This is a genomic window from Xanthomonas hortorum, assembly GCF_024339125.1.
GTDB lineage: Bacteria > Pseudomonadota > Gammaproteobacteria > Xanthomonadales > Xanthomonadaceae > Xanthomonas > Xanthomonas hortorum.
The window spans coordinates 991,317-1,013,380 of record NZ_CP101417.1 but is presented as its reverse complement, the minus strand read 5'-3'; the positions used below and the strand labels follow the sequence as shown (position 1 = coordinate 1,013,380).

At 65.8% G+C, this 22,064-nt stretch carries 17 protein-coding genes; 6 read left to right on the top strand and 11 right to left on the bottom strand.

What is annotated here, in order from left to right; translation table 11 throughout:
- Positions 1-121: 121 nt before the first annotated feature.
- Entirely contained in the window at positions 122-694 is a 573-nt protein-coding gene (locus NMB96_RS04215; protein ID WP_023902208.1) for a pseudouridine synthase, read from the top strand.
- Between the two features lie 90 nt (positions 695-784).
- Here the strand turns inward: NMB96_RS04215 and NMB96_RS04210 are convergent, their stop codons facing one another.
- Positions 785-1,216, bottom strand: a complete 432-nt coding sequence (locus NMB96_RS04210) for a hypothetical protein (protein ID WP_168958566.1) — start codon at positions 1,214-1,216, stop codon at positions 785-787.
- 304 nt (positions 1,217-1,520) lie between these two features.
- Positions 1,521-4,022, bottom strand: a complete 2,502-nt coding sequence (gene hrpB, locus NMB96_RS04205; RefSeq protein ID WP_255086343.1) for an ATP-dependent helicase HrpB — start codon at positions 4,020-4,022, stop codon at positions 1,521-1,523.
- Positions 4,023-4,205: 183 nt separating this feature from the next.
- Here hrpB and NMB96_RS04200 point away from each other — a divergent pair, with 183 nt between their 5' ends.
- The gene (locus NMB96_RS04200; protein WP_303623040.1) at positions 4,206-6,323 is read left to right on the top strand and encodes a methyl-accepting chemotaxis protein; all 2,118 of its coding nucleotides are present in this window, start codon (positions 4,206-4,208) and stop codon (positions 6,321-6,323) included.
- A gap of 971 nt (positions 6,324-7,294) precedes the next feature.
- On the opposite strand, the gene NMB96_RS04195 is transcribed toward NMB96_RS04200, so the two are convergent.
- The 8 genes from NMB96_RS04195 to NMB96_RS04160 all read right to left on the bottom strand — a co-directional run bounded on the left by NMB96_RS04195 (position 7,295) and on the right by NMB96_RS04160 (position 13,906).
- Entirely contained in the window at positions 7,295-7,768 is a 474-nt protein-coding gene (locus NMB96_RS04195) for a YehS family protein (protein ID WP_055825363.1), read from the bottom strand.
- Between the two features lie 103 nt (positions 7,769-7,871).
- Complete coding sequence (uraH, locus tag NMB96_RS04190; RefSeq protein WP_255086341.1) at positions 7,872-8,231, bottom strand: hydroxyisourate hydrolase; 360 nt, start codon at positions 8,229-8,231, stop codon at positions 7,872-7,874.
- A complete protein-coding gene (gene hpyO / locus NMB96_RS04185; RefSeq protein ID WP_255086339.1) occupies positions 8,201-9,622 on the bottom strand; it encodes an FAD-dependent urate hydroxylase HpyO in 1,422 nt (473 codons plus the stop codon). The genes uraH and hpyO overlap by 31 nt, the downstream gene beginning before the upstream one ends.
- A complete protein-coding gene (uraD, locus tag NMB96_RS04180) occupies positions 9,619-10,110 on the bottom strand; it encodes a 2-oxo-4-hydroxy-4-carboxy-5-ureidoimidazoline decarboxylase (protein ID WP_023902215.1) in 492 nt (163 codons plus the stop codon). Before uraD ends, hpyO begins: the two co-directional genes overlap by 4 nt.
- On the bottom strand, positions 10,107-10,502 hold the full coding sequence (gene hpxZ, locus NMB96_RS04175; protein WP_255086337.1) for an oxalurate catabolism protein HpxZ: 396 nt from the start codon (positions 10,500-10,502) through the stop codon (positions 10,107-10,109). The genes uraD and hpxZ overlap by 4 nt, the downstream gene beginning before the upstream one ends.
- Positions 10,499-11,389 (bottom strand): allantoinase PuuE, encoded by an 891-nt coding sequence (puuE, locus tag NMB96_RS04170; RefSeq protein WP_255086336.1) that lies wholly within the window; start codon positions 11,387-11,389, stop codon positions 10,499-10,501. The genes hpxZ and puuE overlap by 4 nt, the downstream gene beginning before the upstream one ends.
- Positions 11,386-12,642 carry a pyridoxal-phosphate-dependent aminotransferase family protein gene (locus NMB96_RS04165; protein ID WP_255086335.1) on the bottom strand — a complete coding sequence of 419 codons (1,257 nt, stop codon included), beginning with the start codon at positions 12,640-12,642 and terminating at the stop codon, positions 11,386-11,388. Before NMB96_RS04165 ends, puuE begins: the two co-directional genes overlap by 4 nt.
- Complete coding sequence (locus NMB96_RS04160; protein ID WP_343237622.1) at positions 12,632-13,906, bottom strand: allantoate amidohydrolase; 1,275 nt, start codon at positions 13,904-13,906, stop codon at positions 12,632-12,634. The genes NMB96_RS04165 and NMB96_RS04160 overlap by 11 nt, the downstream gene beginning before the upstream one ends.
- A gap of 775 nt (positions 13,907-14,681) precedes the next feature.
- Here NMB96_RS04160 and NMB96_RS04155 point away from each other — a divergent pair.
- Together NMB96_RS04155 and NMB96_RS04150 are read left to right on the top strand one after the other, a co-directional pair.
- Positions 14,682-15,575 (top strand): LysR family transcriptional regulator, encoded by an 894-nt coding sequence (locus NMB96_RS04155; RefSeq protein WP_255086333.1) that lies wholly within the window; start codon positions 14,682-14,684, stop codon positions 15,573-15,575.
- 319 nt (positions 15,576-15,894) lie between these two features.
- Complete coding sequence (locus NMB96_RS04150) at positions 15,895-17,094, top strand: MFS transporter (RefSeq protein WP_255086332.1); 1,200 nt, start codon at positions 15,895-15,897, stop codon at positions 17,092-17,094.
- Positions 17,095-17,187: 93 nt separating this feature from the next.
- Here NMB96_RS04150 and NMB96_RS04145 read toward each other — a convergent pair whose 3' ends face one another.
- Entirely contained in the window at positions 17,188-18,078 is an 891-nt protein-coding gene (locus NMB96_RS04145; protein ID WP_255086331.1) for a LysR family transcriptional regulator, read from the bottom strand.
- A 393-nt stretch (positions 18,079-18,471) separates the two neighbouring features.
- Here NMB96_RS04145 and NMB96_RS04140 point away from each other — a divergent pair, with 393 nt between their 5' ends.
- Both NMB96_RS04140 and NMB96_RS04135 read left to right on the top strand, forming a co-directional pair.
- On the top strand, positions 18,472-19,359 hold the full coding sequence (locus tag NMB96_RS04140; RefSeq protein WP_425520903.1) for an alpha/beta fold hydrolase: 888 nt from the start codon (positions 18,472-18,474) through the stop codon (positions 19,357-19,359).
- A gap of 114 nt (positions 19,360-19,473) precedes the next feature.
- Complete coding sequence (locus NMB96_RS04135) at positions 19,474-21,999, top strand: S9 family peptidase (protein WP_255086329.1); 2,526 nt, start codon at positions 19,474-19,476, stop codon at positions 21,997-21,999.
- The last annotated feature ends 65 nt before the right edge of the window (positions 22,000-22,064 follow it).

The window sequence follows — 22,064 nt, the reverse complement described above, 5'->3', positions numbered from 1 at the left end:
GCCGGCGCGCAGTGCGCGTTCGGCATGCAGCTGTTTGCACACCGCCAACCAACGCATGACGCCACGTACGCACATTGCGTCTTGCCGGCGTTGTGCATCGCTCTGACGCAACAGGATTGGCATGTTGGTGTTGTTGAATAAACCTTATGGCGTGCTGTCGCAATTCAGCGACCGCTCGCAGCCGCCCAAACGCACGCTGGCCGAATTCGGCTTGCCGGCCGACGTGTATGCGGCAGGCCGTCTGGATCACGACAGCGAAGGCTTGCTGCTCCTGACCGACGATGGCGCATTGGCGCATAGCTTGACCGACCCGCGCCACAAACAACCCAAGACCTACTGGGTGCAGGTGGAAGGTACGCCTGCGCCTTCGCAGTTGCAGGCCTTGCGCGATGGCGTGGTGCTCAACGACGGCCCCACTCGTCCGGCCAAGGTACGCAGCATCGATCCGTCACCGCAGGTGTGGCCGCGCGATCCGCCGGTACGCGTGCGCAAGACCGTGCCCGACGCATGGCTGGAACTGCAGATCACCGAAGGCCGTAACCGTCAGGTGCGGCGCATGACCGCGTCGGTTGGCCTACCCACCTTGCGTCTGATCCGCGTGGCGATTGGTGACTGGACGTTGGACACTCTGGCGCCTGGGCAGTGGCGCGCGGATGAAACCCATCACGCGCGGCCAAGCAGAACGCGGCGCTAAATCGTCGCGGATGCGGTTGAATCCAGATCCACAAACGACAACGCCACGGCGCAGGGCCGTGGCATTGTCTGATTTACCTGAAGAGATGGCTTATTCGATGCCGTCGCTCGGGGTCACTGCACCGCGACGCTGGTAGGCCGCGCGACGTGCGCTGGCGTTGCCGGCGTTTTCGCGATCGAAACGATGCACGTTGCCGCCTAGCACCTGCTGATCACGCTGGCGCTTGCGATACACCGCATAGCCGATCAGGCCGAGGCCGGCGACGGCCGCTGCCACGGTGATGGCGGGGTTGCGCTTGACCGCCTTGCTGACGACCTTGCCGCCGGTACGCACGGCACCCAGCGCGGCGCCGGTCTTGAGCCATTCGCTGGCACCCGGGCTGAAATGACGCAGGCTGCTGCCCGCGTTGCGTGCCTTGTCGCCCGCATCGGACGCAGCGTGACGCAGGTGGTCGCCGGCAGTGCCAGCCAGTTCCAGGGCACGCTCCAGGGCGCGTTCGGTGATCACAGTCAGCTTGCTCATTGGAGGCGTTTCCTTTCTGAGTACGTGGGCCGCAGTGTGTGGGCTGGTGCGTATAGACCGTGTTAGCGGTGGTGGAGCTTGTTTGGGTTGCGGTTAAGTAATGCTGCGGGGTGTCGGTGCATGGGAGTTTGAGGTAGCGATAAAAACAGATCTGATGGGCATGTGCGGCACTTCCCTTCTCCCATCGGGAGAAGGTGCCCCGAAGGGGCGGATGAGGGTACGTGCGAAGCCGCGTGCAGTTGAGCAACGCGAGTGCTTCGCCCGTACCCTCACCCCAACCCCTCTCCCGACGGGAGAGGGGCTATTACGTGCCGCGCGGTTTTGCTCTGTGCGTTGCGGTGGCGGTCCACGGATCGTCGGGCCATGGGTGTCTGGGATAGCGCCCCTTCATCTCCTTCCTGACCTCCGGATACGTCGTCACCCAGAAGCTTTTCAGATCCTGTGTGACCTGCAACGGTCGCCCACCTGGTGAGAGCAGGTGCAAGGTCAATGGGACGCGGCCGTCGGCGATGCGCGGGGTTTCGGCCAGGCCGAACAGTTCCTGCAGCTTGACCGCCAGCACCGGCGGCAACGGTTGCCCGGCGTGATCGACGGCGTAGCTGATCTGCCGCTCCATGCCCGAGGGCACGCTGATCCGGGTGGGCGCGTGGCGGTCGATGGCCTGGCGGCGGTCCCATGGCAAGGCGGCCTTGAGCGCTTCGCCCAGGCTGCTTTCGTCGAGTGCGTCGAGCCGGGTCTTGCCGACGAACGCCGGGCGCAGCCAGGTCTCCAGCGTGGCCATCAGGGCTGCATCGGAGAGATCGGGCAACGCAAGCTCCGGCATCCAGGCGCACAGCGACTGCACGCGTGCGCGCCATTGGCGCAGGCCGTCGGTCCAGGGCAGGGCATCCAGACCCAGTTGGCGCACCGCCTCGGTGAGTGCGCTGGCGGCTTGGGCGGGATCGACGCGGCCGGCCGGGCGGCTATCGAGCACGATGCGGTCGAAGCTGGATTGCCGGCGCGCGACCAACGCGCGCTTGTCCGCATCCCACTGCACCAGATCCTGCTGCACGAAGCGCTCGGGCACGCTGCGGCGCAGATAGCCTTCGTCCACCGGCGCGGCGCGCAGCAGCAGCGCGTCCTTGGCTTCGTAACGCAATTCGCTGGCGACCAGCCAGGGTTCGCCGCGCAGGTCGCTGTGGTCGAACAGGCGCGCGCTGCGGCCGTTGGCGAGCAGGTAACGCAGCGGGTCGGCAGGATGGCGCGCAGCGATGCGGTCGGGGAAGGCGTGCGAGAGCAGATCGCCGAGTGCATGCGCCTCCACGCTGGCGGGCGGTGCGCTGTCGCAACGCAGCCGGCGTCGCCATTGTTTGGCGGCGCTGTCGATCGCGGCCAGGGCGCCGCGGTTCGCGTCGTGCCCACTGCGGCCCTGGCGGAATGCGGCCAGCGCACGCCAGCGGGCAGCCAGCCCATCGCCGCCCTGACGCAGCGGGTCGCGCGCTTCCAGCAAGGCGGCCAGGTCGCAGGCCAGCGCTACGCGCGGGGCATCGCCGGCCTGCGCCAGCATCGCGGCCAGACGTGGATGCGTGCCCAGCGCGAGCATGCGCCGGCCCACGGTGGTGATGCCGCCGCTGTCGGTGAGTGCGCCCAGCCGTTGCAGCAATTCGTGTGCGGCGGCGAGCGCGCCGGCGGGCGGTGCATCGACAAAACGCAGCGCGGCGCTGCCCCAGGCGGCCAGTTCCAGTGCCAGGCCGGCCAGTTCCACCTGGGTGATCTCGGCACGCCGCTGCGGTTCCAGCCGTTGCGATTGCGGCCACAGCCGGAATGCCCAACCGCTGGCCACACGCCCGGCGCGGCCGGCACGTTGGTCGGCCGAGGCTTGCGCAATAGTGGTGATGTCCAGCCGCGAGAAGCCGCTGTTGGGGTCGTAATGCGGCTCGCGCGCCAGCCCGCTGTCGATCACCACGCGCACGCCGGGCAGGGTCACCGAGGACTCGGCCACGTTGGTGGCCAGCACCACGCGCCGGCGCCCTGATGGGTCGGGCTGCAGTACCTGGCTTTGCGCCTCGACCGGCAGTTCGCCATGCAGCGGCAACACCTGCACCGCCGGGTCCAGCACCTCTTGCAACGCGCTGTGCACGCGCGCGATCTCGCGCTGGCCGGGCAGGAACACCAGCACATCGCCAGGATGGGTGGCCAAGGCCTGTTCCACCGCGCGCCGCGTCTGCGGCTCCAGCGCTTCGTCGTGCCGCGCGGGAAAGTGCGCGATCTCCACCGGGAAACTGCGCCCGGCGCTGCTCAGGCGCGGTGCGTCGAGAAAGCCGGCCAGGCGCTCGCCATCGAGCGTGGCCGACATCGCCACGATGCGCAGGTCCTCGCGTACCTGTGCCTGCACATCCAGCGCCAGCGCCAGACCGAGGTCGCCGGCCAGATGGCGTTCGTGGAATTCGTCGAACAGCAGTGCGCCGATGTGTTCCAGCATCGGGTCGTCCTGGATCAACCGGGTCAGGATGCCCTCGGTGACCACCTCGATGCGGGTGCGCGGTGAGGTCTTGTTCTCGAAGCGGATGCGGTAGCCCACGGTCTCGCCGACCGGCTCGCCGAGCTGGCGCGCCATGAACATCGCCGCGCTACGGGCGGCGACGCGGCGCGGTTCGAGCATCACGATCTTGCGACCGGCCAGCCACGGCGCGTCCAGCAAGGCCAGCGGCACTTGGGTGGTCTTGCCGGCGCCGGGCGGGGCTTCCAGCACCAGACGCGGATGGGCCGCCAGGCTGTTGCGGATTTGCGGCAATAACGGGGAGATCGGAAACGCGGGGTCGGTCATGCGCGGGAAGGATACGGGGCGGCCCGAATCGGCGCGATGGTCGGGTTGCTGGGTGAAGGCTGTCAGGGAATGCCGATTGGCGAAGTCTCTGCCAAGGCATACCTGACTATTTTGAAGGCCGGGCTTGCTTCAGACCCGGGCAGGGGTGTCGATAACCGGTGTAATCCCCTCTCTGGATTCACCATGTCTGCTGCCACCCCGAAGTTCGTCAGCCTGCAAAGCAAACTGCTCGGCGCCCTTGCGCTTGGCCTGGCGGTCATCTTGCTGTGTGCGCTCGGCGGCTTGGGGACGGCGTGGCTGAGCCTCTCGGGCAAGGTGCCGCCAGAAGTGGCGCAGGCCTCCAGCAGCGAGGAGATCAGCCGTGATTTCCGCTTGCAGGTACAGGAGTGGAAGAACGTGCTGATCCGCGGCCGCGATCCGGCGCAGCTGGACAAACACCTGAGCGCCTTCCGCAAGGACGGCACCAAGGTACAGGCAGGCACCGAAGCGCTGATCAAGGCAACCCAAGACCCGCAGGCACGCGCGCTGGCGCAGGACTTCGCCAAGGCGCATCTGGCCTTGCAGAGCAATTACGAAGCGGCGCTGGGCAAGTTCGCGCAGGCCGGCTACGACACCCAGGTTGGCGACCGACTGGTCAAGGGCATGGACCGTGCGCCCAGCCAGACGCTGGAAGCGCTGGTAACGCGCAGCAAGACCCTGGCCGATGCCGCCGTGCTCGCCAGTTCGCAGGCGGCGCAGCACAAGCTGGTGCTGTCGGCGGTGGCCACGATGTTTGCGGCGCTGTGTCTGGTGGTCGTGTTGGGTTGGTGGATCCGCCGCTCGATCGTGCGCCCGATCGAAACCGTTGCACGTGCGGCACGCTCGGTGGCCGCCGGCGATCTGTCGGCACGCGCGGTGGTCAGCAATCGCGATGAAATCGGCTTGCTCGGTCAGGCCATGGGGCAGGTGGTCACCACGCTGACCGACGTCTCCACCGCACAGGCCGACATGGCGCAGCGCCACGAAGCCGGGCAGATGAGTTACCGCATGGACGCGCACGCCTTTCAGGGTGCTTACGGCCGCATGGTCGACGACACCAATGGTTTGATCGGCGCGCAGGTGGAATTGATCGGCAGCATGCTGCAGGTGATGCAGCGTTACGCGGTGGGCGACATGTCGGTGGATATGCCGCGTTTGCCGGGCGAAAAAGCGCAGATCACCGAAGCGATGGACGCCACCAAGCGCAATCTGGCAGCGATCAATGGCGAAATCCGTGGCCTGGTCGAAGCCGCTGCGGCGGGCGACTTCGCCACGCGCGGCAATGCCGAGGCCTACCAGTTCGAATTCCGCGGCATGGTCACCGGCCTCAATGGCTTGATGCAGAACGTGGACCAGAATCTGGCCGAGTTGTCGCAGCTGCTCAAGGCGATTGCCGAGGGCGACCTGACCGCACGCATGCACGGCAACCAGCAGGGCGTGTTCGCGCGCATGCGCGACGATGCCAATGCCACCGTGCAGCGCCTGACCGATATCGTCGGCGATATCACCGTGGCCGCACAGACCATTCGCACCGCCTCGGCAGAGATCGCCGCCGGCAACAACGATCTGGCGCAGCGCACTGAACAGCAGGCCGCCAATCTGGAAGAAACCGCCGCTTCGATGGAAGAACTCACCTCCACCGTGCGGCAGAATTCGGACACCGCGCAGCAGGCCAGCCGCGGTGCGCAAGCCGCCGCCGAGATCGCCGGCCGCGGTGGCGAGATGGTGGCCAGCGTGGTCGACACCATGGGCGAGATCGAAGTTTCGTCCAAGAAAATCGCCGAGATCATCAGTGTCATCGACGGCATCGCGTTCCAGACCAATATCCTGGCGTTGAACGCAGCGGTGGAAGCCGCACGTGCGGGCGAACAGGGCCGTGGTTTCGCCGTGGTCGCTTCGGAAGTGCGCGCGCTGGCGCAGCGCTCGGCTGGCGCCGCCAAGGAGGTCAAGCAGTTGATCGAGGCCTCGGTGGCCAGCGTGGAGCGCGGCAGCGCACGCGTGGATCAGGCCGGGCAGACGATGCAGCAGATCGTGCAATCGGTGCAGCAGGTGACCACGTTGATCGCGGAAATTTCTTCGGCGTCGCGCGAGCAGTCATCCGGCATCGAGCAGGTCGCCCGCACGGTCAACGACATGGACGAAACCACTCAGCGCAATGCCGCGCTGGTGGAAGAAGCCTCAGCGGCAGCACGTGCGATGGAAGAGCAGGCGGTGGAACTGAGCGAGGCGGTGTCGGTGTTCCGCCTGGATGCACGCCGGCCGCGGTTGGCGGCTGCGGCGTAAGGCTCCAGATCGCCGTGTCACTGCTTGCCGAAGCACTGACGCACCACTCTTGCACTCACGTTGAGTGCAAGAGTGGTGCAGCACAACGTTTGGGACAGCGCGGCGCGCAGTCGATATCCGTCTAGATGCAATCAAGAGCTGAGTTCGTCGAGGGCGCGGTGCCCTCACCGCTCGCGGGACACGCCGTGAATCCGTCCGTGGAGGCTCGGTGGCGGCATCCATGCCGCCACACGGTCCCGCAATCGGCGAGGACACCGCACCAGAATGTTGGTCGGTCGCCGGGTAAAAAGCTGAGCGTCTCGGAAGTGCGTGGGCTTGCTGGTACGGGTCGCAGAACGACACGATAGCTAGCCAATCAGAAGAACGTCCTGCATTGCTTGCACTATGCATACCGACACTCTCGCCTGGTCCTTGCCCGCCCACCGTCGCGGGACCTTATGCGGCATGGATGCCGCAGAAGAGCCTACACGGACGTACTTGCGGCGTGTCCCGCGATGGTGGGCGGGCAAGGGCCCTGCAGCCAAGCAGCAGATCATCCGCTCTGCAACTGATCTATCCGTGCTAAGCAATCACTTCGACACACTAGAACTGAGTCGTAGCGCCGTTTAGATGCAATCAGAAGCTCAGGTAAAAAGCCTTGTCGGTCGAGTGCACGGTGCCCTCACCGCACCAGAGAATTAGTCGGTTGCTTTGTTGAAAGCTACGCAGACCGACCATTTCGACGAGTCCTTGTCCGCCCACCGTCGCGTAAGAGCCTACATGGACGTACTTGCGGCGTGTCCCGCGATGGTGGGCGGGCAAGGGCCCTGCAGCCAAGCAGCAGATCAGCTGCTCTGCTACTGACCTAGCCGCACCGCGTTGAAAAGTTCCAAGCTGCACCGGCAACCGGCAACCGGCAACCGGCAACCGGCAACCCGTTGCTCGTGACACGCGGCAGACGGCCAGGCCAGGCCAATCTCACCACCCAGGCATCAACCCGCTTCGCGCATCCGGGCGGTCAGGCCTTTGAGGAAGGCACGCAGCAACTGGTCCAGGCAAGGGCGGAAATTCTTGTGGCCGGGCTGGCGGAACAGCGCAGACAACTCCGGCTTGGACAACGGGAAGCCGGCGCTGGCGAAGATGGCGTGCATGTCCACGTCCTTCAGCTCGAAGGCCACCCGCAGCTTCTTCAACACCAGGTTGTTGCCGACGCGGGTCTCCAGCGGGCGCACCGGCTGACTCTCGTCGCGGCCGCGGAAGCGCAGCACCAGACCATCGAGAAAGCGCGCCATCATCGCGTCGGGGCAGGGTTCGAAGCCGGGCTCGTCTTCCTTCTTCAGCCAGGCCTGCAACTGCGCCTTGTCGAGCGCGAACTCCGGGTCGGCCAGGTGGGTGATTTCCACCACCTTGTCGTCGCTGAGGTCGAGCATGTAACGGATGCTGCGCAGTACATCGTTGTGGATCATGACAATTCCGGGGCCCCGGCCTGTCGCCGGAAAGGCGTCATTCTACGGGGCCGATGCGCAACGCGGCATATGCCGACCCTGTCCGTTGCGGACCTGAAGTCGCTCAGCTGCCGCGATAAGTGGAATACCCGTACGGCGAAAGCAGCAGCGGCACGTGGTAGTGGCCCTCGTCGGCGATGCCGAAGGCGATCGGCACCTGCTCCAGAAACGGCGGGTCGGTCAACGCTACGCCGGTTGTGCGCCAATACCCGGCTACCTCGAATTCCAGCCGATACCGGCCCGGTTGCAGCGTGAGCGCGGCCAGTTCCGGGCAGCGCCCATCGGCATTGGTGACACCCTCGAAGCGCAGCGTCTCGCCAGCGAACAGGCGCAACGCGATACCTGCGGCGGGGCGGCCGCTGGCGGTATCCAGCACATGCGTAGAGAGCGTGCTCATGCCACCGCCTGGGTCGGTTGCGGCCATTGGCCGATGAATTCGGGCTGGTCGTAGGCCAGGTAGCTGTCGACGATGGCCTGGCGATCGTCCAGGAACAGCTGATCGGCCACCGCGCGTGCCAGCCGCGGTAGCGCGACCTTGAGCCCGGACAATGCCGCCGCCGAAGGGCCGTGGTTGATCAGCGCCGAATAGTTGAAGGCGAAAAGCCCGTGCAGCAACGCCGCATCCTCGGGCGTGCGCGGCAGCAGTTCGAAGCCAGGCCCAAGGTAGGGATGCGCATCCAGTACCGGATTGGCCTGGCCCGGCGGCGGCTGGTAGCGGTCGGCCCAGCAGGCGATGCGCCCGGACAGCGCGGCCAGTTCCGGGCGCAGCTGCGGGTCGGTGACCAAGCCGGTGGCCACCGCCAGAAAATCGAAGCGATGTTCGCCCTGCGGTGTGCGCACCACCACCTCGCCTTCGCGCTCGGCCACCTCCAGCCATGGCGCGCCCAGATGCAGCGCAAAGCCGGCATGCGCGCAGGCGCGCTGGAAGGTGTCGTTGGTCGGCGGCTGGTTGTGCGCGAAGAAGCTGGCCATCATGCGGTACTTGTCCGCATCGGGCAGCGTCAGAAAGCGCGGAATGATGCCGGCCTGCTCCATGTGGCGGAACGGATTGATGCGCGGCAATTCGCTGCGGCGCACGAACACTTCGGCAGTGGCAACGCCTTGATCCAGCGCGAAACAGGCGTTGTCGAATGCGGAGGCGCCGCCGCCCAGAATGCCCACCCGCTTGCCGGCCAGTGCAGCGAAATCGATATGGCCGGAGGTATGCGCATAGCGCTGCGCGGGCAGGGCGCGGCTGATCCACTCCGGCACCATCCATTGCCCGCCGCCCTGGATGCCGGTGGCCAGGATCAGTTTGCGCGTCAACAGCGGTGCGCCCATCGCCAGATGCAGGCGATGGATGCCAGGCGCCACGTCCGGTTCCACCCGCGCCAGTTGCGTGGCGTTACGCACCGGCAGGCGCAGCACGGCGCGGTACCAGCGCAGATAATCCATCCAGCTGCCGCGTGGAATCTTGTCGAGTGCGTCCCAGCCGGCGACGCCGTGTTGCGCCTCCCACCAGGCGCGGAAGGTCAGCGATGGCACGCCCAGGTCGATTGAGGTGATCTGCTTGGGCGTGCGCAAGGTCTGCATGCGCGCGTAGGTCACCCACGGACCTTCCTGTCCGGCCGCGTTTTCATCGATGACCAGCACGTTGTGCACGCGCTCGCGTTGCAGCGCGAACGCCGCGCCCAGGCCGCTCTGGCCGGCGCCGACAATCACCACGTCATACACATGCCCGGCCGGATGCACGTGCGGCTGCGTCCATGCGTCGCCGCCGTGGGCCAGGCGTTGCAGATCGTGGTGGAGCTCGCGTTCGAGTTGGGCCAGGCTCATGGCAGTGCCTCCAGGCGCAGGTGAACGATCTTGCCGATCTCGGCGAGGGCGGTGGAAATTTCTTCGCTGCGCGATGCGTCCAGCCGCCGTTCCAGCGCGGCAAAAATGCCGGCCTTGTCGTGCAGCCGCACGCAGATCACGAATGGAAATCCGAAACGATGGCGATACGCCTGATTGAGTGCATGGAAGCGCTTGAACTCGGCTTCGCTGAGCCGATCCAGCCCGGCCGAGGCCTGTTCGGCGGCCGATGCTGCCGTGAGTGTGCGATCGATCGCGGCCTTGCCGGCCAGCTCCGGGTGCGCGCGGATCAAGGCGATCTGATCCACCTGCGAGGCTTCCAGCACCACCTGCATCAGCCCGCGATGTACATCGTCGAACGGGCGCCGCTGTGCGGCGCGTTCGACCACCCACGGCGAGTGCTCGAACAACTCGCGGTAGCGCGCCACGAAGGCGGCATTGTCCAGCGCGTTGGCATCGACCACGCTCATGCGTGCGTGCCTTGCAGGGAGACATGCGCGGCCACCACTTTCCAGCCATCGGCAAAGCGCACCCAGCTCTGGCTCTGGCGGCCGCGCGCGCTGCTGCCGTCGCGAACGAATTCCGCATGCGTGGTGGCGAAATCGCGGCCGAAGCCGTGCACTTGCACATGCGCGAGCCGGCGCTGCGGCGAACCGCCGCGGCCGATGCGAAACGCGCGGATCGCCTCGATGCCGTACAGCACTTCGCCTACGCCATAGCGCACCGTGCTTGGCGCGGCGTGAAACAGCGCATCCATCGCGGCGATGTCATCGCCCATCAAGGCATCCTCGTAGGCATGGAAGGCGGCAGTCACTTGCGCGATCACCTCGGGCAGATCGACGTCGGAGGCGTGGATGCTCATGCCGGGTTTACCTGCAGCCAGTGGCGTGCGATGTCGATGCGGCGCGCCACCCACGCATCGCCGCTGGCCAGCACGTGATCGACAAAGCGCGCCAGTGCGGCCGCGCGTGCGGGCTTGCCGACGATGCGCGCGTGCAGGCCGATCGACAGCATGCGCCCGCCTTCGCTGCGTAGTTGCTCGAAGCTGTCGCGCAGATAGCGGAAGAACGGCTCGCCATCGGCAAAGCCGTTGTAGGCGACGAACTTCATGTCGTTGGCATCCAGCGTGTACGGCACGATCAACTGCGCACGGCCATGTTGATGGGCGTAGTACGGCACATCGTCGGCGTAGCTGTCGGCGTCGTAGACAAAGCCGCCTTCTTCGGCGACCAGGCGCGCAGTGTTGGGGCTGGTGCGGCCCTGATACCAGCCCAGCGGGCGACTGCCGGTGACGCGGGTATGCACGGCGATAGCCTCGGCGATATGCGCCCGTTCGGTGGCTTCATCCACGTGTTGATAGTCGATCCAGCGCAGGCCGTGGCTGGCGATTTCCCAGTCTGCTGCCTGCATCGCGGCCACTGCCTCGGGATTGGAGGCCAATGCCTGCGCCACGCCGAACACGGTCACCGGCACGTTGCGCGCGGTGAACAGCCGATGCAGCCGCCAGAAGCCGGCGCGGCTGCCGTATTCGTACAGGCTTTCCATCGCCATGGCGCGCGTACCATGCTGCGATTGCGTGCCGACCATTTCCGATAGAAACGCTTCCGAGCCGGCATCGCCGTTGAGCACGCAGTTCTCTGCGCCTTCTTCGTAGTTGATGACGAACTGCACCGCGATGCGCGCGCCACCGGGCCACTGCGCCGCAGGCGGGGTGGCGCCATAGCCGATCAGGTCGCGCGCTGTGCTCATGCATGCGGCTCCGCATGCCAGGCCGCCAGTGCGGCTTCCACCGCCAGCCCTGGTGTGCACGCATAGCCTTCGGCGCGCAACACGGCTTCCAGCGCGGCCAGGGTGATCAACACCTTGTGCTTCATCGCGTTGTAGCCCATCGCGCCGATGCGCCAGATCCCGCCTTGCAACGGCCCGAACGCGGTGCCGATCTCGATCTCGAAATCCTCGCGCATGCGTCGACGCACCGCATCGCTGTCGATGCCTGGCGGAATCACCACGCCGGTAACATTGGTCATGCGGTACGCATCGTCGCCGAACACCTCCAGCCCCAATGCACGGATGCCGGCACTCACCGCGCGCCCGGCCGCAGCATGGCGGGCGAAGCGTGCATCCAACCCTTCCTGCAGGGCCACACGCGCGCATTCGCGGGCGCCGTAGAGCATGGTGGTGGCTTCGGTGTGGTGGTTGAGGCGTTTGTCGGACCAGTAATCCATGATCATCGCCAGATCGAAATAATTCGAGGCGATGCGTGGCCCGCTGCCGTTGACGATGTCGTCGCGCACGATGCCGCGTTCGACATGGCGGCGCGCGAAGATCGCCTCGGCCGCACGTTCGGACACGGTGATCGGTGCCGAGCCGGATGGCCCGCCCAGGCATTTCTGTAAGCCGCCGGTCACCACGTCCACATCCCAGCGATCGCTGGCGATCTCCATCCCGCCGATGGTGGCGGTGGCATCCACGTAACTCAGCGCGCCGGCCGCGCGGCACAGCGTGCCGAGGCCGTCGAGCGGCTGCGCCATCGTGGTGGAAGTGTCGCCGTGCACGGTGGCCACCAGCTTGGGTGCCACGCGCTCGATCGCTTCGGCAATCGCGCTCAGCGGCACCACCTCGCCCCAAGGCGCATCCACCGTATGCACCTCGGCGCCGAGCCGGCCCAGGATTTCGGTGAGCAGCAGGCCGAAGCGCCCGAAGTTGATGACCAGCACGCGGTCACCCGGGGTGACCAGCGAGACCAAGGCCGCTTCGATACCGGCGCGCGCAGTGCCATCGACCAGAAACGTCCAGCGATTCTCGGTGCCGAACAGCGGCCGGTACAGCGCCATCACCTCGTTCATGTAGGTGGTCATTTCCGGATCGAACTGGCCGAGCAGATCGGCCGCCATCGCGCGCAGCACGCGCGGATGTGCGTTGACCGGGCCCGGGCCCATCAACAGCCGCTGCGGGGGATCGAGTTCGCCGAAGGTGTGCAGGTGACGCAGATCAGGTGACAAGGGGATCTCCCAGGTGTTCGATGAAGTGGCGCATGACCGCCAAGGCAACCTCGGCATCGGCCGGGGCGACGTGTTCGTCCGGATGATGGCTGATGCCGCCGGCGCAGCGCACGAACAGCATCGCGGTGGGGCACAGCGCGGCCATCACCATCGCATCGTGGCCAGCACCGGAGACCAGTTGGCGCGGCGCGATGGCTTGCGCGGCGACTGCGTGTTCGAGCCGTGCGATCAACGCCGGTGCACAGGGGCTGGCGGCGAGGGTTTGCAACGGGTCGATGGCGATGGCGATGCCGCGTTCTTTGCTGATCTGTGCGAGTGCGTGTTCGATCTGTAGCACGGCCGCATCGCGGCTGGCATCGTCGCCTGCGCGCACGTCCAGCGTGCAGTCCACCCGGCCCGGCACCACGTTGGTGGCGCCGGGCGCGACCTGCAGTTTGCCGACGGTGGCGACCAGATCGTCGCTGCCGGCGCGGGCGATGCGCTCGATCGCCAGGAGTGCGTTGGCCGCTGCGCTCAACGCGTCGCGGCGCAAGCCCATCGTGGTGGTGCCGGCATGGCCGGCGCGGCCGTCGAAGCGCAGGGCGAAGCGGCGTTGCGCGGCGATGGCGGTGACGATGCCGACCGGCAGGCCTTCGGCTTCCAGCACCGGGCCTTGTTCGATATGCGTTTCCAGATAGGCCAGCACGCTGCCCGGGGCGCGTGCGGCGTGGCCGATCGCTGCGATATCCAGGCCCCAGTTGGTGAGTGCCGCCGCCACCTCGACGCCGTCGGCATCGACCACGGCCAGTGTGGCCGGATTCAATGTGCCGGCCACCGCGCGGCTGCAGAACATCGATGCCGGGAAACGCGAACCTTCTTCGTCGCCGAAGGCGATGACTTCGATCGCAAACGGTAGGCGCCGACCCTGTGCATGCAGCGCGGCCACGCATTCGATGCCAAGCAGGATGCCGAGCGGGCCGTCGTAGCGCCCGGCATCGCGCACGCTGTCCAGATGGCTGCCGATCAGCAGTGCCGGCGCATCTGCATGTGCGCCGTCGTAGCGGCCGATCAGATTGGCCGCTGCGTCCAGTCGCACCTGCATGCCGGCCTGGCGCATCCACTCGCTCACCTGCGCGGTGGCCGCGCGATGCGCCGGGCTGAGCCAGGCGCGGAACAGGCCGCCGGGTGTGTCGCTGTACGGTGCGACGCCCAGTGCATCGCAGCGCGCCACCGCGCGTGCGCCGGAGCAATGGTCGGTTGCTGCGGTGATTGGAGCGCTCAGCATGCGGCGCCGTGCAGGTACTTTGTTTCACAGGCGCTGCGCGGACCGCAAGGCGAAAGATGCTGACGCATGGAACCTCCGCAGGCGGCGTGGAAAGGGGGCGCGCCGACAGTTGGTCGCCCTTGCAGCAATGGCGACAGGAGCGTGCACGGCAGTCGGCAGCCGTCCAATCGACTATACGAACCACCCCCGTCACCCCAAAGCGGTTTTTTTAGGGTCAGGCGTTGCAAAAAATGCGACGGGCGGTGGCGGCTGCGGTTTTTCCTTCTCCCATCGGGAGAAGGTGCCCCGAAGGGGCGGATGAGGGTACGGCAGCGTCGAGAATGCTGGGCGGCCGTACCCTCACCCCAAGCCCTCTCCCGCAGGAGAGGGGCTTTGGTATCACCTCTCCTGACGGAAGAAGGCACCGCAGGGCGGACGAGGGTGCGCCGCAGAGAGCTGTCAGGCCTTGCAATGACAAACGCGTCGCCACCCGCCTTCAGAAGTGAATCACCGACTGCTTCGTTCCGCGCCCAGGCCTGCGCTGGCGGCGCGGGCGCAACATGCACGCACGCCAGTGGCGCGCAAGCCGTGCCTTGGCGCCCCGCAGGATCCTTCTCCCATCGCGAGAAGGTGCCGAAGGGCGGATGAGGGTACGGCCGCATCGAGACTACTGAGTACCCGCACCCGTACCCGTACCCCAACCCTTCTGCCGAAAAAAGGAGAGGGGCAGAAGCGCCGCCGCCTCGCATCCGAACGGCTGCTACAGTCGCCTACATTCCATGAATCGGATTCACCAATGGCCCGCGACAGTTTCAAGGACCTGCTGGCGCTGATCGCCATCGTTCGCGAGGGCAGCTTCACGCGTGCTGCAGCCAAGTTGGGTGTCTCGCAATCGGCGCTGAGTCACACCATTCGTGGGCTGGAAGCCAGCCTCGGGCTGCGGTTACTGACCCGCACCACGCGCAGCGTGGCGCCGACCGAAGCCGGCGAGCGCCTGATCCAGACGGTGGCGCCGCGCTTTGCAGAAATCGAAGAGGCGCTGTCTGCACTCAGCGAAATGCGCGACACGCCCGCAGGCACGGTGCGCATCACCGCCACCGACTACGCCGCGCGCGCGATCCTGTGGCCCAAGTTGTCCAAGCTGCTGCGTCAGTACCCAGACATCAAGGTCGAGATCGTGGTCGACAACGGGTTGACCGACATCGTGGCCGACCGCTACGACCTGGGCGTGCGCCTGGGCGACCAAGTCGAAAAAGACATGATTGCCGCGCGCATCGCGCCGGACATGCGCATGGCGATCGTCGCGGCACCGTCCTATCTCGCACGCCGACCCATCCCCAAGACACCGCAGGATCTCACCGCGCACAGCTGCATCAATCTGCGCATGAAAACCGCCGGCGGCATCTACGCCTGGGAACTGGAAAAGGACGGCCGCGAGGTCATCGTGCGCGTGGAGGGCCAGCTGACCTTCAACGGCACCTACGAAGCATTGGATGCAGCGGTGGACGGCTTCGGCATCGCGTTCGTGCAGGAAGATCTGGCGCGTCCGCATCTCAAGGCCGGGCGCCTGCGCTGGGTGATGAAGGATTGGTCGCCCACCTGGCCGGGCTTGCACGCGTTCTATCCCAGTCGCCGGCATTCCTCGCCGGCGTTCAACCTGGTGGTCGATGCGTTGCGCTACAAAGGCTGATGGATGCGCGGCTTGGATAGGCGTTCGATGCAAGCACGCCGTTGATGAGCGGGCTTCATAAGCCCGTGCGGATCAGACATCTTTATCGCCGCCCGCTACCTGCGTAAGCTGCAGCACCTCCAGACACGCGCACGCCCGAGCCGCAGCATCCGTTGCTGCATTGCGCCCGTCGTGCGTCGCTGCAGTGGTATGTCGATGCGTCGCATCGCTGTCTGCAGCGCATCCCTCTCGAACGCCAGGTTCGCTCTCGAGCGGCGCTACATCGCGCGCTTGCGGCGTGGCGTTCTTACCGCATCCACTCTTCGCGCAAGGCCCCCACATGCCAGCCAGTTCGCTCGCCACAGACACACCATCCCGTGCCGCACCCGCAGCAACACGCCAGACCTGGAGCGCAGTCGGCTCGATGTCGCTGTGCGTTGCGTTGTTGATCGCCTCCGAATTCATGCCGGTGAGCCTGCTCACGCCGATCGCTGCGGATCTGCACGCAAGCGCTGGCATGGCCGGGCAGGCGATTTCGATCTCCGGCCTGTTCGCCGTGGTCGCCAGCTTGCTGATCGCACCGCTGTCGTCGCGCTTCAATCGGCGTCATGTGCTGCTCACGCTGACCACGGCGATGTTGGTGTCGCTGTTGTTGATCGCCAACGCGCACAGCTTCGGCATGTTGATGGCCGCGCGTGCGCTGCTCGGTGTCGTCATCGGTGGGTTCTGGGCGTTGTCCACCGCCACGGTGATGCGCATCATGCCCGAGCCCGCAGTGCCAAAGGCCTTGGGCATCATATTTATCGGTAACGCGGTCGCTGCCGCATTCGCCGCGCCGTTGGGCAGCTATCTGGGCGCGACCATCGGCTGGCGCGGTGTGTTTTGGGGCATGCTGCCGCTGGTTGCGCTCACCATCGTCTGGCAGTGGCGCAGCCTGCCGTCGATGCCAGCGCAAAGTGCCACTTCGCTGAGCGGTATCGTCACCTTGTTGAAGCGTCGCTATGTTGCGCGCGCCATGCTGGCGGTGATGCTCGGGTTTGCCGGCGCGTTCTCTGCATTCACTTACTTTCGCCCGTTTCTGGAAACCATTGCGCGGGTCGATGTGTCGCAACTGTCGTTGTTGCTGCTTGGCTTGGGTTTGGCCGGGTTCGTCGGGACCTATGCCGCCACCGCGCTGGTGCCCAAGCGCTTGTTCACCCTGCTCACGGTGCTGCCGGTCGCGCTGGGCGTGGCGACCATGTGCATGCTGCTCGCCGGCCATGTTGTGTGGGCTGTGGCAATTGCGATGATCGCCTGGGGCACGCTCAATGCGGCGATGCCGGTGGCGTGGTCCACCTGGCTGAGCCGCTGCATCAAGGATGCACCGGAAAGTGGTGGCGGCTTGATGGTTGCCGCGATCCAGCTCTCCATCATGCTGGGCGGCGCGTCAGGCGGTGTCCTGCTGGATCATGTCTCCATTGGTGCCACGTTCGTGGGTGCAAGCGTGTTGCTGCTGGCATCGTCCTTGGTGGCAGGGCGGGGCGATCGTTTGCAGCCCTGAGTGCTGGTGATTGCACGATGCAGCGCTCATCGCATGGAAGGCAGCTCGCGCCACGCTATGCCGCCAGAGCAAGGGTTCGATCAAGTCATCAGCTCAAACGCCAGCGTAAAAACCCAGATCCTGCCGCAGGGCATCCACGCAATAATCGACAAACGTGCGTACCTTGGATGAGCCCCGGCGTCCTTCCACGTAGACCACGTGCACCGGCTCTGGTGCGATCTCGAACGCGTCGAGGATGCACGTGAGCTTGCCGCTCTGCAGGTGTTCGCGGATCTGGTAAGACGGCACCTGCGTCAGTCCCCAGCCCTGCACTGCGGCGATGATGGCGGCGTTGAACGAGGTCACATTGAGGCGTGAGGCGACCTCTACCAGATGCTCACGGCCATCGATGCGGAACGGCCATTTGGGAGGACGCTCGGAAGATGCGGTGGAGATGGTGGCGTGCTGCAATAAATCGTCCGGCCGCTGCGCAGTGCCGTGCCCTGCCAGATAGCCGGGCGAGGCGCAGACCATGCGACGCACGCTGCCGACCGGGATGGCAGTCAGCGACGAGTCGGGCAGTACGCCGATGCGTACCGCCACATCGATGCCTTCGTCCAGTAGCGGCAGTACGCGGTCGACCAGCATGGTGCGCGCAGTCATCGATGGGTATTGACTCAGAAAGCGCGTCAATAGCGGTGTGACATGCAATGCGCCGAACATTTGCGGCGCGGTTACTGTCAGCAAGCCGCTGGGAAGTGCATGCAACCCGGCCGCTCTATTTTCGATGTCGTCCAAATCGGCAAGCAGGCGCCGGCAATCGATGGCGTACTGCTGCCCGGCTTCGGTGAGCCGCATGTTGCGTGTGGTGCGCACGACCAGCAGCACGCCCAGGCGGCTTTCCAGTTGCGCGATGGTGCGGGTGACCGTTGCGGTGGAAATGCCAAGACGCCGCGCAACGCCGGCAAAGCTTGTTTGCTCTGCAAGCGCGGCAAACAGTGTCATTTCCTGGATGCGGTCCACGTGCGTCCCAAGGTCGGAGGTGGCGGCAGGGTAGCAGCCTGCCGATGCGCGCTACGCGACCCACGCAATGACTGGCGATCGCACGCACTGCGCACCTGCGCGCAGCATTGCAGCAACGGCAATGGTGAATTGACACCCTTGGCGGTTCTCGACAGCTGCCTGTGTACCTAGCATGGCCGCCACGTCATCGATCTGGGAATTTCCATGGCGCATACCGATGCGCTCATCGCAGCCACTACCGACAACGCCACAACAGGGATCAGCCGCCGCACCCTGCTGCTGGCATCGTGCATAGGCACCGCGTACGCACTTGGCGCCGGCGCGCTCGGCGCTGCCGAACTTTCCAATACTGCAATTGCAACCAAAGGGACCACTATGCCGATCGACGACACATCCCGCGTCACTTTCCACACCCAACAGGTCGGTGATGTAGAGGTGTTCTACCGCGAGGCCGGGCGTAAAGATGCGCCGGTGTTGCTGCTGCTGCACGGGTTCCCCAGTGCCAGCCATATGTTTCGCGATCTGATGCCGCTGCTGGCAGATCGATACCGCCTGATCGCGCCGGATTTACCCGGTTTCGGCAATACCAAGGCACCGCCGCGCGGGCAGTTCGATTACACGTTTGAGAACCTTTACAAAGTGATCGAAGGCTTCACCGAGGCGTTGGGACTCGCCAGCTACAGCATGTATGTGTTCGATTACGGTGCGCCGGTCGGTTTTCGATTGGCTGCGGCAAATCCGCACAAGGTGAGCGCCATCATCAGCCAAAATGGCAATGCGTATCTGGAAGGTTTCAGCGACCAATGGGGGCCTTGGCAGACGTATTGGCGCGAGCCAACTGCGGCCAATCGCCAGGCTTGCCGCGGGTCGCTGTCGCCGCAAACCATCCGTGACTGGCAGTACGGCACCGGTGCCGACCCGAGCAAGCTGTCGCCCGATGGCTACACGTTGGATATCGCGTACATGGCGCGCCCGGGTGCCGAAGAGATCCAGCTCGATCTGATCCTGGACTACCGCAGTAATGTGGCCGCCTATCCGCGATTCCACGCGTATTTCCGCAAGCATCAGCCACCGTTGCTGGCGGTGTGGGGCAAGCACGATCCAGCCTTCATTCCGCCGGGCGCGCAGGCGTATCGCAAGGATCTGCCGAAGGCCGAAGTGCATCTGCTGGATGCGGGCCACTTCGCGCTGGAAACGCATGCGCCGGAGATTGCGCGCTACATCGGCGAGTTCCTGTCGCGCACGTTCAAGGCATCGGCGTAACTGCGTCGTTTGCACGCGTCCTGCGGACGCAGCGACAGGGCTGCGTTCGGGCGCATATGAGCCGTTGTGTCGGCGTGCTAGGTTGCTGTGATCATTCCCCGGAGAACTACCGAGATGCTCACCGCGTACCGATGGAGCGGGTTACTGGTGCTTGCCAGCCTTTTGCCGGTGTCTGCGGTTGCCGGCACGCCCGATGGCGGTTACCGGCAGCCACCGGAGCCATTGTTGAGCGTGTTGCGCGCACCGCTCAATCCGTCGCCGCGGTTGGACCCCACCGGCAAGACCTTGTTGCTGGTGCAGCGCACCCAGTACCCGCCGATCGCGCGCGTGGCCGAGCCGTATCTGAAGCTGGCCGGCGTGCGTGTGGAGCCGCGCACGCATAGCCGCCACGACATGTCCAACGGTTACGGCATTCGTTCCTGCCTGCAGGGCTTCAGCCTGGTGGATGTTGCAAGCGGCAAGCAGACCGCCGTGAACCTGCCGGCCGGTGCCTGTCCGGCAGCGCCGGTATGGTCGCCGGACGGGCGCCGCTTCGCCTTCAACAACACTGCGGCCGATCGCGTCGAGCTGTGGGTGGGCGAAGTGGCCACTGGCAACGTGCGCAGGATCGACGGTGTGCAACTCAACCCGGTGCTGGGCGGCGAGATCCAGTGGCTGGGCGGCAGCGACACCCTGCTGCTGAAGACGGTACCGCAAGACCTGGGCGCCGCCCCGCGCAAGGCCGCGGTGCCGCCAGGCCCGGAGGTCAAGGAAACCATCCAGGGCAAGGGCGAAAGCAGCACCTATGAAGCGCGCGATACGCTCGCCAGCCCCGAAGACGAGGCCTTGTTTACCTACTACGCCACCTCCCAGCTGCTCACGGTGGATGTGGCCAACGGCAGCCAGCGCAAGCTCGGTACGCCTGCGGTCTACAGCAACGTGGATGGCGCGCCCGATGGCCGCCACGTGCTGGTGCAACGGTTGAAGCAGCCGTACTCCTACGTCACTACCTACGCACGTTTCGCTCACGCTGTGGCGGTGTTGGATCTGGCCAATGGCAGCGAGCGCGTGTTGGCCGATCTGCCGGTTGCCGACCGGGTGCCGGTGCAAGGTGTGTCGATTGGCCCGCGTGCGTATTCCTGGCGCGCCAACCAGCCGGCCACGCTGGTCTGGGCCGAAGCGCTGGATGGTGGCGATTGGAAAACCAATGTGCCCGCGCGCGACAAATTGATGACGCTGGCTGCACCGTTCACCGCCAAACCGCGTGAAGTCACCCGCGTGCAGCAGCGTTATTCCGGCGTGTCGTGGTTTGCCGAAGGTGGGCAAGCGCTGCTGGACGAATACGACGAAAACCGCCACTGGCGGCGTACCACCTTGCTGGATGCCGACCGCCCCGGCACTGCCGGACGTGTGCTGTTCGACCTGTCCACCGACGACCTGTACGCCGATCCTGGCCTGACGGAGATGCGTGTGCTGGCCAACGGCCAGGCCGTGCTGCGCGAAGAGCGTGGTGCGTTGTTCCTGAGCGGGCAGGGCGCCTCGCCGGCGGGCGACCGGCCGTTTCTGGATCGCTATGAGGTGGCCAGTGGCAAGACCCAGCGGCTATTCCGCAGCGATGCCAATGTGGACGAGCTGTTCTTCGGTTTTGCCGGCGACGATGTGTCGCGCCTGTTGACTTGGCACCAGTCGCTGACCGACCCGCCCAATGTGTATCTGCGCACGCTGGGCCAGCCGCTGCCGACGGCGGCCACGGGCGAGGCGGTCCTTGCTTCGACCGCCTCGCCGGTCACCCACTTTCCGGATCCGACCCCGCTGGTGCGGCAGATCAAGAAGCGGCTGGTGACCTACAAGCGCAAGGACGGCGTGGAGCTGTCGTTCACCCTGTACACGCCGCCCGGCTATCAGGAAGGCACGCGCGTGCCGGCGATCCTGTACGCCTACCCGCTCGATTATGCCGACCCCTCCAAGGCAGGCCAGGTCAGCGGCGCCAGCGAACGCGACTTCACCCGGCTGAGCTACTACCAGGTGCTGCTGCTGGCCGGTTACGCGATCATCGACGATGCCGCGTTCCCCATCGTCGGCGACCCCAAGACCGCGTACGACACCTACCTGCAGCAACTGGTGGACGACGCCACCGCTGCGGTGGACAAGGCAGTGGAACTGGGCGTGGTCGATCGCCAACGGATCGGCGTCACCGGGCATAGCCACGGCGCGCTGATGACGGCCAACCTGTTGGCACAGACCGACCTGTTCCGCGCCGGCGCCGCTACCAGCGGCAGCTACAACAAGACGCTGACGCCATTCGGTTTCCAGAACGAGCGCCGTTCGTTCTGGGCCGCGCCGGAAGTCTACGCACAGGCGTCTGCGTTCTTCCACGCCGACAAGATCAACGAACCGTTGTTGATCGTGCACGGCATGGACGACGCCAACCCCGGGACCGAAACCACTCAGGCACCGAGGTTGTTCCAGGCGATCCGTGGCAACGGCGGCACTGCGCGGCTGGTGTTGCTGCCGTTCGAACCGCATTGGTACACCGCACGCGAATCCACCGAAGACGTGGTCGCCGAGATGCTGGACTGGTTCGACCGTTACGTGAAAAACGCCCCGCCGCGCGACGCGGCTAGCAAGCCAAAGCAGGCGGCTGGCAAGCCAAAGCAGTAAGTGGCGTGCCAATGCAGCGTGTTATTCAAAGCTGGCATTGGCATCAGCGCGGGGTTGGAGTGTTC